Below are 13,015 nucleotides of genomic sequence, written 5' to 3' on the forward strand. Positions count from 1 at the left end.
GTGATGCTTCTGGGAAATATGTTCCTTTTGGAGAAGAAATAAAATGGGAGGTACAGGATGATAATTTAAAAAATAATATTGCACCCAATATAGATGTGTCGGGTAAACATACCCTTGGCGGAAGCTCGAATGGTAAATCTGGAGGAATAAATTATAGAGTTGCCGTTGGACTAGCAACTCAAGCCGGAAATTTTAAAGAAAATACGGTAGGTGCACACGGAGGAAACAGCTGGGGATCCTCTGAAACTATTGTAACTCTGGAAGATTTAGATGGAGATCAGCTTCCGGATAAAGTCTTTAGAAAAGGAGATAATGTATATTACAGAAAAAATCTTTCGAATCAAGGATCTAATTCTTTTGGAGAAATTCAGGAAATTTCATTAAATAATATTGGAAATTCTTCAAGCAAAACTTTTAACTGGGGAGTAGGTCTTACTTTAGGATATTCAAAAATCAGTGCCAATGTTGGTTTTGATAAACAATATTCTAAGAGCAATACCAAAAGTTATTTTATGGACTTTAACGGCGACGGATTAGTCGATTTTGCCAATAATGGAAAGGTATATTATAACCGCATAGTTGATGGAGTGCCTACATTTAAGCTGGGAAGCACTGGAACTCCTTCCCCAGTTTCGGGAGACGGAGAACTGACACTAAGTTATCCAGCTCCGGCAATGACTTTTGAAGAAATGCAGGTAAAAAATCCACTGCATGATGCCGTTCGTATGTGGGAAGCACCAGTGACTGGGCAGATTAAGGTATCTCATACTTATCAATTGCAGGAGGATATTTCAAAAGAAAGAACAGAATATTTAACCAACGACGGAAAAGATAAGGCAGATGGTGTACAGTTATTTTTTCAGAAAGGAAATAGTTTAGTATGGAAACAAGCCATCACCGCTACTGATTATATAAGTAAAACCAAAGAAGATGTATTAACGGTGACCAAAGGAGAAAAGCTCTTTTTTAGAGTAAGCTCTGTTATGGATGGTAGTTTTGATCAGGTTTTATGGAATCCAAAAATTTCTTATACAACCATTGATGACAATACAGGATCTTTTCTTCCGATAGCAGATAATGCAGCAGATGCAAACTTATATTCACTGAAAAATTATGATGCTGAAAAAGACTTTTTAAGCAGCACCAATTCTGGTTTGTTAGTACCAAACGGCAGTTTTACTTTTGCAGGAAATCTTATTAAACCAATAACTTCAGATCATGTTGTCTTAAAAATTTATAGAAAATATCTGGACGAAGGATCGGTAGAAAATATACTTTACCAGAAACAATTTAACGCAAATGAAGCGGTAAGTTTTGATTTAAGCAGTATTGGCGCTGTAAATAATACTGCCGCCGCTCAGGTTCGTTTTGTTTTAGAGAGCGCGACCAATATCAATTGGAATACGATTTCTTTTAATCCTTCGATAAACATGCCTGCCATAGCGCCTGCAGTATCTGAGAATAAAAAAGCAGATGTGTTTTTACAGCGATACAAAAAGCGTAAAGGAGATTATATTATCGAAAGAAAAACTTCAAATATTGACGGAGTTTTAACACTTAACCTCGCGGCTGCTGATCTAGATCTGCTTCCTGCAGGATTTAACAATCTAAGATCAAAATTAAATGGTCCAATAATCATTACAGCCAAGCAGAACAATCAATTAGTAGGTCGTAAACGCTACAAAATGGTCAATGGTGTTTTGACAGATGATCTTAGTATTATAGAGCCGGCACCTTTATTTGCCAAAGTATTGCAAGACCAGCCGATTGATCTGGAAATCAATATTCCTGCCTTAGAAAGTGATGCGGTAACCCAGCAGTGTACGGCGCTGTTTCAAATGCCGGTTTATTTGACTGTAAATAACGATGACGGTAGTTTATGGACAGCAGATACAGACAAATATGCTGTTTATTCTAATTTTTATTCGGACGAATTGCAGCTTGGATTAGGACACAGAGAATGGGGCGGATTTGTGATCAATAATACAGGAACTTTTGCTTCTGACTTGATCAGTGTAGCTCAACTAAAAACTTCTGATGTTTATAACGCAGAACCAAATCTAGATCCTGACAATCAATCAGAGACAGAGCAACAAGGATATGATATTGCAAAAGTCTACTTTGTAACGATGCAGAGTATCTATAATAAAAACAATATGATTGGTTTAGAAGAAACCACTTTTATTGATAGTAAATTTATGGGAACGTCCCGCCTTGGAGAAGATGATATTGCCTCTTATTTTGATGCAAGTCTTCCAAGTTTAGACGGGGGAGGTACTATGGCTCTTACGATTTTAAGCGAGAATGAAAGCAGCAGTTTTTCAGCAGGACTAAAAGTAGGGCCGCTTGGACCGGGAGGCAGTGAAGGAAAGGGAAAAAGTTATGTTACGCAGACGATGGCTGATTTTAACGGTGACCGCTTCCCTGATTATGTGCGTGGAAAAGAAGTCCAGTTTACCTCTCCAACAGGAGGTATAAGTGCTAAAACGGCTGAAATCTACAATTACAGCCACGGCGAAAGTAAATCAAACGGACTTAGTTCTGATGGAAGTTATTCGCATGCTTTTACCAAAACCGTGCAGAAAAGTATTCCTGTTAAAGACAGCAATGGATGTATTACAAATAAATTAGTATCAGAAAAAGAAGCAACAGGTATTTCTGTAAGTATGTCATTGGCGGGTAATTTGGGATCTAATGAAGATGAATCACAGTACATGCATATGGATATTAATGGAGATGGACTTGCAGACAGGATTAAGAAAACCGGAGAAGTAGCTTTAAACTCAGGATACGGATTTTTACCAGAAGAAAAATGGAATTTTGAAGGACTTGCAACCGGCTCTTCTGAGAATTGGGCAATAAGTCCATCAAGTGGAATGTCGTATAAATCAGGTTCATTTACCGGCGGATTTAATTTCGGAAAATCAACAGATAATTCGAATACACTGATGATGGATGTAAACTCAGACGGCCTGGCTGACAAAGTACAATACACAGGAGGCAAGATGATGGTAGCACTCAATATGGGAGGTAGTTTTATGGCTCTTATAGAGTATCCTAAATTTTCAAGAATGAACGAAAATAACAGTACCAGCTACGGACTGAGTGTTGGTTTTAGTCTTGATATTCCGATCTATATAATCGGGATTAGAATTACTCCTAGTCTTGGAGGTTCAACAGGATTCAGCACCAGTCGCACCGAAGCTACTTTTAATGATATGGACGGCGATGGAAATATGGATTATGTTCTTTCTGATGATGAAGATCATTTGATAGTGCGTTTATCCAATATCAAAAGAACCAATAAATTAAAAAGCGTTAAAAACGGAGCAGGAAGCGGTTATGTTGTCGATTACGAACTAACCAAGCCAAGTTATGAGAATCCATCATCTAAATGGGTACTGCAGTCTGTTGATGTTTTTGACGGACATGCGGGCGACGGCATTGATCATTCCATTGCCAAATTCAAATACGAAGACGGTTACCAAGACCGCCGTGAGAGAGAATTTTACGGTTTTGGAAAAGTAACCCAGCAGCAGATTGATGCGGCTGATAATACAGTTTTCATGACAACGGTTCAGGAATTTTACAATCAGGATTATTTCAGAAAAAATCTGGTAAAACGCAGTTATACTTTAGACAAAAATTACAAAATGCGTGAGGAGTCTGAGAATGAATACAGCTTTGTTGATGTGGCAGCACAGACAAGTGTTCCGGTTTCAGATTTAGTTTCGCCGGCTTATGATGGCAAACGCATTTTTGTTGGATTAATTCATGCCAATCAAAAAATATATGAAGGCGGTAACGATTATCTGGAAACCAATACCTTTAATACCTATGATGCCAATGGAAATATCATTCAATACGAAGATTTAGGAAACGGTTCTGCTGATGACAAAGTAACCGCTAAAATCAGTTATTACCAAAGTACTACGCCTTATTACGGCGGTATACCAAAACAAATGGAAGTGTTTACTGCCGAAGGATTAAAACGTAAAAGAGCAGCTACTATTAATACCACAACGGCACAAGTTACCCAGATTAAAAATTATGCTTCTGCAGATAAGATTGCTGTTACGGATATTGCCTATGATACTTACGGAAACCTGCAGAAAATTACAGGACCTGTAAACTACAAAGGACAGCGTATGACTTTGGAATATGTATTTGATGCAGAAAATCATCAGTACATGACAGAGATTAAAGATGCTTTTGGATATCAAAATAAAATGGAATTTGACTATCGTTTCGGAATTACAACTAAAACGACAGATCGGAATGAACAAAGTTCAATTTATACAATAGATTCTAAAGGTCGTCCATCAAGCATTAAAGCGCCTTATGAAATTGCTTCGGGGAAACCCTATACCATTGCTTACGAATATTTCCCAGATGCAAAAGTGCCGTATGCCAAAACCAGCAACTATGATCCTGAATTAGATAAAGATATTGAAACTTATACTTATACAGATGGATTTGGCAGAGCGCTGCAAGTTAAAAAAACAGCCAGTTTGTTTACCCAGGCAGGAAGTGCCGACAAGGAAACTCATATTGTTTCTGGAAAGATAATTTATGATGGATTAGGAAGACCAATTACCAGCTACTATCCTACTACGACTACTACAATTGATAATAATTTCAGCACCGCATTATCAAGCGTAACCCCTACAGAAACCGAGTATGATGAAATGGGGCGTGTAGTAAAAGTTACACTGCCGGATGGAAGTACCAACACCACAATTTTTGCATTAGAAAATTATGATGGTCTGCCAGTTTTGCGTACTACACAGACCGATGCATTAAACAAAACAAGCCAGACTTATACCGATGCAAGCGGTCAGAATATAGCCAGTATGCAGAATGATCTGCTGACGAAGTTTGAAACTAATGCATTGGGAGAGATGGTCAAAGTGACTGATGCTATGGATCATATAACCAAAAGCACCTATGACTGGCTGGGAAGGCGTGTTGAGTTTATGCATCCAGATGCAGGAACAAGCACCATGCAGTATGACTTGGCAGGAAACTTAACCACCCGCATCACACAGGATATTAAAAACACAGTTCCCAACGGCGGTGCGATAGAGTATGTGTACAATTACAACCGATTGGAAAGCATCAAATATCCTAAAAACCCACAGAATAATGTACAGTACAATTATGGTAAAGCTGATGGAACCGCCGCGCGAAGAGGCAGATTGTGGTTTGTACAGGATGCCAGCGGCGGACAGGAGTTTTTCTACGGAAAATTAGGGGAGATTGAAAAAGAAATCCGTACACTGCGCATTACACCTACAGATGTGCAGACTTATATTTCAAAGTATGAATACGATACCTGGAACAGAATCCAGAAAATGACTTATCCAGACGGCGAAGTTGTAGATTATACCTATAACCGTGCTGGTAAGTTACAAAGCATGCAGGGAAAAAAAGAAAGTCATACATACGATTACATCAAGCAGTTAAGTTATGACGAATTTGAACAGCGTAAATATTTGAAATACGGAAACGATACCGAAACCAATTATACCTACGATCCTGTTATGCGAAGATTGCAGCAACAGCAGGTTAAGAGCGGTTCAAGACAAGTCATGAATAACGCTTACGGTTACGATTTGGTGGGGAACGTATTAAATATAAAAAATACAGCACCGATTGTAAATAATACACTAGGAGGAACAGCATCTCACGAATACCAATACGATGATTTTTACCGATTAAAATCGGCAAAAGCAACCTATCAGGGTGAGTTTACCAAAGCCGGTTATGAGCTGAATATGAGCTATAACAAGATGCACAATATTACCAAGAAAGATTTGGTACATACTGTAAATAACGAGCAGAAAGGTTATGTTTTAGATTACAATTACGATAACGCCTTACATCCTAATGCGCCGAATAAAATTACTGAGTCAGGAAAAGCTGAGCCGAGAGAATATATTTACGACGGCAACGGAAACCCGACTAGTTACACAGAAGAAAAAAGTTTCAGAAAAATGACCTGGGACGAAGACAACCGTTTAATGGGAATCAATGAAAATGGAAGAATTCATCAATTTACCTACGATGCAGGAGGAGAAAGAGTCATTAAGAGTTCAGGAGATTCGCAGAATGTGGCCATCAATGGAGAAACCGCAGCTACGATTGTTCACACAGACGATTATACCGGATATGTAAGTCCGTATTTTGTAATCAGCAAAGGGAAGTTTACCAAACATTACTTTGAAGGGGCAGGACGAATTGTAAGTAAACTGGGTAACGGGACTTTTGCACAGCCATTAGGCATCACGGCAGGAGGTGTAAATTATACTAAACTTACTGCCGAACAGCAGAAAGCAATGGACACTTATATTAGAAGTCTTGGAGTACCTCCTGGACCTCCGACACAGCAGGGGATTTATGCAACACCAGAATTTACAGGGAATCCATACCCAAGCGAAGTAATTAAGCCGGTAGAAGAAAATCAGGAACCGCCGGAAGGCTGGCCGAGAAATCCAATTTTTAATGCACCGGGAGATGTGCCTGGACCTCCTGTACAATTCGGACCGCCGATAGAACCAGCAACAGTAAAACCTGGAGAAGGTTTTACTGGAATAGGAATGCCGGAGAAAGATATATTTTATTTCCATTCAGATCATTTGGGAAGTACTTCCTATATTACCAACAAAAATGGTTCTGTTTCACAACATGTTGAGTATATTGCTTTTGGAGAGGTTTTGTTTGAAGAGCATTCATCTAGTTTTTCCAGTCCCTATCTGTTTAATGGTAAAGAACTGGATCGCGAAACAAATTTAAGTTATTATGGGGCAAGGTATTTAGATATGAAAACTAGTTTGTGGTTAAATGTTGATCCGTTAGCCGAAAAATATATAAATATGTCATCGTATGCATATTGTTTTAATAATCCAATTAATTCAGTAGATCCAGATGGAAAAAGGGTCTTGTTTATTAACGGTCACTGGCAGTCAGGTTGGAGAGGCTCGGTTATTGGTTCTGATACACCTGGGAAAGGATATTGGGGAACAGGTTTCGGATTAGCCGCTCAAAGATTTTTTAAAGATTATTCGAAAGTAAGGGATTCAGATTATATTGATGGGTCATCTTCTTTTGGAGGTGATATGTCTGGACAGGATAGATATAATAGTGGTTATGAATATGCAAAAAATAATTTAGCGGCATTGACGGATGGGTTAAAGGAAGGAGAAGAATTTAATATGGTTACACATAGTGAAGGCGCTGCTTATGGAGCAGGGATTGCAGCTTATTTAATCAGTGCAGGCTATAAGGTGAATACAGTTGTACATTTGTCTGCAGATGAAGGAGATGAGTTTACTACACCAAGTCAACCGAATACTTATCAATTTGCTTATGATGATGGTTTTTTTGGTGATTTTATAACTGGATCTCTTCCTATAAAAGGAACAGATAAATTTGGTATTGGAGCTGATTATTCTTTAGATCCTATGACGGTCCATGGATCCTCGAGATCTTCAAGCGTCTTTAAATGGATTAAAAGTTTACAAGAAGCAAATATTAATTTAAATATAAGCAAAAATAAAAGTTGGCTTTCACAAACAGGGGGAACTTATCCTTTTACAAATATTAACAATAACGAATTAAGTACATCCGATGGTACTAGCACTGTTAGAAATTCAACTGCTAGCTCTAATGGACCAATTTTAGAAGAATAATTATGAAAAAAACTTTTTTGAATATTCAAACGATAATACATATTCTCCAATTAATTATTGGATTTCTAGCCACTTTCTTTAGTCTTGCCAGCAAAGAGCAATTAGAGGATAAAATAAAAAATCATTATTGGGAATTTATTCTTGTAAAATTTGAAGGTGTATTAATTCCGTGCCTTTCATTAACTTTAATCGGGGGGGTAATAGGATTATGTTTCTTATACTTTGATAAAATAGATAAACAGTTTTTAATAAGTTATAAGGTAAGAGAGTTTTTATATGTTATTTTATTTTCAATAATATTAAATCTTTATTGGATGTTTTATTGAATTTGAATTTGTGCTCAATCATATGAAACGCTCATAGATTGAAATGATACTCCAAATATAATGGCAGTGCGTGTTACATTGGTAGATTCTAAGTATTAATATTACGTAAAAGCAAAAACTGGTACAATAAGGAGGAAAAGTTTTATCTGTTTATAGAAGAGTTAGAAATCAAGACATTCAAAATATATTCTTACGCTGACGCGAGCATCTTGCTTGTGAACAACAAATACACCTACAATATAACAATTGCAAAAGGAAGCAAAAAGAATAGAAAAATATTTGAATAATGGAATTATTAAAAACATTAATACGCGGTAATAAAAAAGGCGCAGTAAGGATTGATGCAAAAGTTAAATATGAAATTTTTGGAACTTTTGATGATCCTTCATTTTTCAAAGAAAATAATGTATTTCGAGTAGATCAAGGCCGGATTTTTTTTGATTTAGTTGGTTTGCAAGATCCTTGGAATTTTGCTGTTTCAGAAAGATTTAAAAAAAATCTAGAAGAAAACAATATAACAGGTTGGAATTGTTATCCTATAATTATTGAAAATACGGACTTAAAATATTTTGGTTTTCAAATTACAGGAAGAGCTGGTATTATTTCAGATTACGATGAAGATGGAGATAGAATATATGGATCTATAAAAGTAGAACAAGAAACTTGGGATGGATCGGATATTTTTTGTATTGGAGATACTGCAATTACAGTGATTACTAATAAATTATACGAATTACTTGTGAGTTCGAAAATCACAAATATTGAATTCGATGATTTAGATAAATATTAGTAAAGATTCCTTTGATAAACAATATGGAGCTGCACACTCTAATGACTTTACAATGCCATAAATTATATGGGTGGTATATCAAGAGTTAACAGATGATTGGAAAACCATGAATTTATTGCTCGTTAAGTATGAACAGATTATTAAATGCTTAGGCAAGTATCTTATTTATAAATTCATAATATCTTCCAGTGGGCCGGACATTTTGCTCGAGAACAAATTATGTACAAATAGCTTAGAAAAAAAACAATAGATAAAGTTGCTTAGTCAGAGATGGTACAACTAATAAAAGGTATTTATCAAATGGAGAGAAAAGAGTCCTATGAAACCAAGTCAAAGATTTTATTTATATTAAAAACTTTAATCCTATTCTTTTTAGTAAGCTGCTCAAAAGAAAGCAATCATAAACCATTTTATAAATGGATTGATGACAAATATGGATGTAAAGGTTATAGAAAGATAGAATTAGCAAAATCCACAATATCTAAAAATAGAATGATCAATAATTCTTCGGAATCTGATGTGGTTAAAATATTTGGAGAATCTGATCTTGTTGAGGGGAATTCACTAAATAAAGAGTTACTTTATTTGTCAAATTCAAATTGTGAAGATGGTCATCCTACTAAAGAAAGTGATAAATGTTATATCGTATTTACTTTTGAGCTAGACCAATTAAAATCCATAAGCGAACTGTGTGAGTAAATAATAGTATGTCTTATTTTTGCAATAATAATAAAGACACGCTTTCAAGTCATGCGTAAAGCAAAATGAAGAAAAAGAATATAAGTTCAGCTGTGCAGACAAATGATATTAAATGGACAATACTCGGAAAATTTAAATTATTTCTAGTATTTGCCGGAATCATACTATTTTTTGTTTTTTTTATTAGAAATGGTATGGAGGATCGTGTAAGAGAATACAATCTCGTTAAATCAGATTATAAAATAACAAAAGGAATTATCACTAAAATGTTCGTTTACAAAGGCAGCACAATTAGAGTGAAATTTAAAATTAATGACAAAGCATATATCGGAAGCGATGGAATGTCCGAAAGAAAAAACAAGAACGTTGGCGATTCAATACTTATTAAATATTACGTGAAAGATCCGAATCTCTTTATTACAGAATTAAACAAAAACTATTAGGATTTTCTTAGAGTTGATAGCAAAACCACATTAAAAGAATACAGCCAAAAATTTAAAAAACATGCTTTTTTCTCTACATGTATTTATTGGATTATTTAGAAAAATGTATTTTGCAATAGTTAAATAGCACTAAATCTGCGAAGTAATTTTATGAAAAAAACTTTTTTGAACATTCAAACGATAATACATCTTTTCCAATTAATTATTGGATTTCTAGCCACTTTCTTTAGTCTTGCCAGCAAAGAGCAATTAGAAGATAAAATCAAAAATCATTATTGGGAATTTATTTTTGTAAAATTCGAAGGTGTATTAATTCCGTGTCTTTCGTTAACTTTAATTGGAAGTTTGATAGGATTATGTTTCTTATACTTTGATAAAATAGACAAACAGTTTTTAATAAATTATAAAGTAAAAGAGTTTTTATCTGTTATTTTATTTTCTATAATATTAAATCTTTATTGGATGTTTTATTGAATTTGTACTCCTGAACTTTACACCCGAAAATACAATTGACAAAGAATAGATTTTAATTACTTAAAGAAAAATCGAAAGATAAGATCAATTTCATTTCATAAGGATAATTTTAATCGTAAAAACTAATATTGTGAATAAAAGCATATTATTTTTAAAATTTTTAATGATAAATGGTATCTATCATCAATTAAAGACAGCAGCACATAATATAATCCTAATTGTATGCCTTACCATCTTTTGCTCTTGTTCTAATGATTCAGACAAGATGCGGTATCTTATTTGCAGAGACAGTATTCAATACTGGAATTATAAAATGATAAATAAAGAGCAAAATATTCCGATTACTTTTAGCTTTGATAAAAACGGAAATGTAAAACAATATTCTTTAAATAAAGGAGAAAGACAGTTGATTGGAGATTATACAGTTAATCCAGATTTAAAATGGAGCATCTCCAGCGATTCTATATTTTATTATTTAGGATATTCTGAAAAAATCCAGAAAATTCTAAACGATACAATATATTCTATTGATTTAAAAACTAACAAGAAGTATATTTATTACAGAGTAAAAGAAAATTTAAATATTAAGAAAAACTAAAGAAGTAATCAATGCAAAATAATATGCACCTATATAGTTTTATAATGCAATACGATGGAGGATGCTATATTTCTCAGGTTTCTGCAGCCAGCGAACACGAAGCAATGCGTGTATGGTTAAATACATTAGACGTGAAACCTATAGATAGCTTCTCAGAAAAAGATAAGAAAAGATTAATTATGGAGGATTTTATTGATGAAGACCCTATTCTGATTTCGGGTTGTAAAAACATTTGGAATATCTGTTTAAGAGTAAGAAAAAATAAAATGTTAGCCATGATTAATATCGTAAAAACAGTAGAATTATAAAACGAAACTGTTTCAAACTGATTTCCATTTCAAAAAAAATCAAATGCCTGCTAATTATAAAACATCAGAAAAAGAACTTCTAGCTATAAGAAATACTATTTTCAAAGATTATGGCATTCCCGAACTCGAAAAGAATGGCTATGTTAAGTCTCCATCTAAGACGTCTTGGTTTGGTGAATATGATGCTGGCATTGGCGGATATTCATACGAATTATGCAAATTGACAAATCAAAATAAGCTGCATATTATTACTGCCAGTATTGTAAAAGGAGATAAATGGATAAAAATATACTTGAACATTTTTGAACCTCATCAAAGATTAAATTCAATTTCAGAATTGCAAGACTGCGACGGAATAAATTTTCATTTACCGCCTCACAACCTTACTCAAATGCGATTAAGAAATGATGACTACAAAGGCCCGCCGTTATTTTACATGCTTTTTTTGCCCGAATATAAAATAGGCAGTTATAAAACCCAAAGTAGTTTTGAAAAGCAAATAAATAAATTGCGCGAATTGATAAAAAAAGACATGTCCAACATTAATTCTTTTGTAAAAAGATGGCATGAACTGTATAAACCAAATATAACAGACCGCGAAGGAAACCAAATATGAAAATAGTAATCCGCATATTTTTTTTTATAGGAGTCTTGATTTTTTGCTCAAGCTTTTTAATCTATCCTTATAAAGTTAACGAAGGAGATATAATAATAATTGACGAAGACGTAGTGGGTTTTCTGCAAATGTTATACACGGCTCTAAGCATTATTTTTGGATGTTTTTTTCTTCTATTTCGCAGCATTTATAAAGATAAAAATTATATAATTTTTTGTTTTATTATGCTTATTCTCAGTTTAATATTTCTCTTTAGAACATTCTTGTATTTTAGTAAGTTTATAGAATAATTTACAGAGCAAAGAACATTTAAAACTAAAATAATGATAAAAAAATACAGTCCAAATCATTGGAAAATTGTTATTCTCATAACTATTTTTCTCTTTATCAGTCTGTTGCTTCAGTTGCTTTTAGTCGGAACTGCTCCAAAAATAAATTGTGATGAAGTGTATCAACAGCTCAATCTTTTTATAAATACTTTGATTGTAGAATATGCGATATTAGTTTTGGTTAAAATCCTGTTATTGAAATTTATACTGAAAGTTGATTTCAAAAAAATACTGTTTTCGATTCTGGTTTTTACACTTTTGTATATAAGTACATTTATTTATCTATTCTTCTCTTACTACGAACAAATTTGTAGATAAAAACTTCTCGATCCTTATTATTAGGCTTGTAAGAGGTTTTGCTGTTTTGAGCAATTTGTTAAATTATTAGTATCATAAGCTGGATTTAAATGTAATAAATGCAATTGTATCAAATAATACTTATTTATTCATAAAGATAGTTATATCTTTGCGACAGATTTTGGTCTGTTTTTTCTTCAGAAAAAATAGTTAAAAGGGAATCAGGTGTAAATCCTGAACAGACCCGCTACTGTAAGTTCTACACAAAGTCTTTAAACATTTACTAATGCCATTGTTCGCCCCGGCGAATGAGAAGGCCGTTTAAAGATAGAACAAGTCAGGAGACCTGCCACGATCATATAGTTTAAAACTTTCGTGGTATGAAGTTGATGACAAAGAAGGTAACCTGCTATTGTATAGCGGGCTTAGTTCTATGTTTTTATA

The 13,015-nt window shown here is 34.1% G+C and carries 9 protein-coding genes and 1 riboswitch; all 9 genes read left to right on the forward strand.

Annotated features, from left to right (window positions below):
- Positions 1 to 7,691: RHS repeat domain-containing protein (locus tag B0A68_RS20350; protein WP_089069768.1), on the forward strand; the 7,691-nt coding region annotated here is incomplete at its 5' end.
- 2 nt (positions 7,692 to 7,693) lie between these two features.
- Positions 7,694 to 8,017, forward strand: coding sequence for a hypothetical protein (locus tag B0A68_RS20355; RefSeq protein ID WP_089069769.1), 324 nt, complete (start codon positions 7,694 to 7,696; stop codon positions 8,015 to 8,017).
- 286 nt (positions 8,018 to 8,303) lie between these two features.
- Positions 8,304 to 8,807 carry a hypothetical protein gene (locus B0A68_RS20360; protein ID WP_089069770.1) on the forward strand — a complete coding sequence of 168 codons (504 nt, stop codon included), beginning with the start codon at positions 8,304 to 8,306 and terminating at the stop codon, positions 8,805 to 8,807.
- Positions 8,808 to 9,107: 300 nt separating this feature from the next.
- Positions 9,108 to 9,506, forward strand: coding sequence for a hypothetical protein (locus B0A68_RS20365; protein WP_123947532.1), 399 nt, complete (start codon positions 9,108 to 9,110; stop codon positions 9,504 to 9,506).
- Positions 9,507 to 9,571: 65 nt separating this feature from the next.
- Positions 9,572 to 9,949: a hypothetical protein gene (locus B0A68_RS20370; protein ID WP_089069772.1), complete on the forward strand. Its 378-nt coding sequence runs from the start codon at positions 9,572 to 9,574 to the stop codon at positions 9,947 to 9,949.
- A gap of 150 nt (positions 9,950 to 10,099) precedes the next feature.
- Entirely contained in the window at positions 10,100 to 10,423 is a 324-nt protein-coding gene (locus B0A68_RS20375; protein WP_035684870.1) for a hypothetical protein, read from the forward strand.
- 313 nt (positions 10,424 to 10,736) lie between these two features.
- Complete coding sequence (locus tag B0A68_RS20380; protein ID WP_035684867.1) at positions 10,737 to 11,021, forward strand: hypothetical protein; 285 nt, start codon at positions 10,737 to 10,739, stop codon at positions 11,019 to 11,021.
- A gap of 23 nt (positions 11,022 to 11,044) precedes the next feature.
- Entirely contained in the window at positions 11,045 to 11,329 is a 285-nt protein-coding gene (locus B0A68_RS20385) for a hypothetical protein (RefSeq protein WP_123947533.1), read from the forward strand.
- Positions 11,330 to 11,372: 43 nt separating this feature from the next.
- A complete protein-coding gene (locus B0A68_RS20390; RefSeq protein ID WP_035684860.1) occupies positions 11,373 to 11,945 on the forward strand; it encodes a hypothetical protein in 573 nt (190 codons plus the stop codon).
- Positions 11,946 to 12,736: 791 nt separating this feature from the next.
- A riboswitch (cobalamin riboswitch) is annotated at positions 12,737 to 12,939 on the forward strand.
- Positions 12,940 to 13,015: the final 76 nt, after the last annotated feature.

Origin of the sequence: Flavobacterium reichenbachii, assembly GCF_002217435.1 — a bacterium.
Lineage (GTDB): Bacteria > Bacteroidota > Bacteroidia > Flavobacteriales > Flavobacteriaceae > Flavobacterium > Flavobacterium reichenbachii.

Excerpts from the sequence above, each read along its gene's own strand:
- B0A68_RS20355 (WP_089069769.1), top strand. The coding sequence starts at position 7,694 with ATGAAAAAAACTTTTTTGAATATTCAAACGATAATACATATTCTCCAA.
- B0A68_RS20360 (WP_089069770.1), top strand. The coding sequence starts at position 8,304 with ATGGAATTATTAAAAACATTAATACGCGGTAATAAAAAAGGCGCAGTA.
- B0A68_RS20365 (WP_123947532.1), top strand. The coding sequence starts at position 9,108 with ATGGAGAGAAAAGAGTCCTATGAAACCAAGTCAAAGATTTTATTTATA.
- B0A68_RS20370 (WP_089069772.1), top strand. The coding sequence starts at position 9,572 with ATGAAGAAAAAGAATATAAGTTCAGCTGTGCAGACAAATGATATTAAA.
- B0A68_RS20375 (WP_035684870.1), top strand. The coding sequence starts at position 10,100 with ATGAAAAAAACTTTTTTGAACATTCAAACGATAATACATCTTTTCCAA.
- B0A68_RS20380 (WP_035684867.1), top strand. The coding sequence starts at position 10,737 with ATGATAAATAAAGAGCAAAATATTCCGATTACTTTTAGCTTTGATAAA.
- B0A68_RS20385 (WP_123947533.1), top strand. The coding sequence starts at position 11,045 with ATGCACCTATATAGTTTTATAATGCAATACGATGGAGGATGCTATATT.
- B0A68_RS20390 (WP_035684860.1), top strand. The coding sequence starts at position 11,373 with ATGCCTGCTAATTATAAAACATCAGAAAAAGAACTTCTAGCTATAAGA.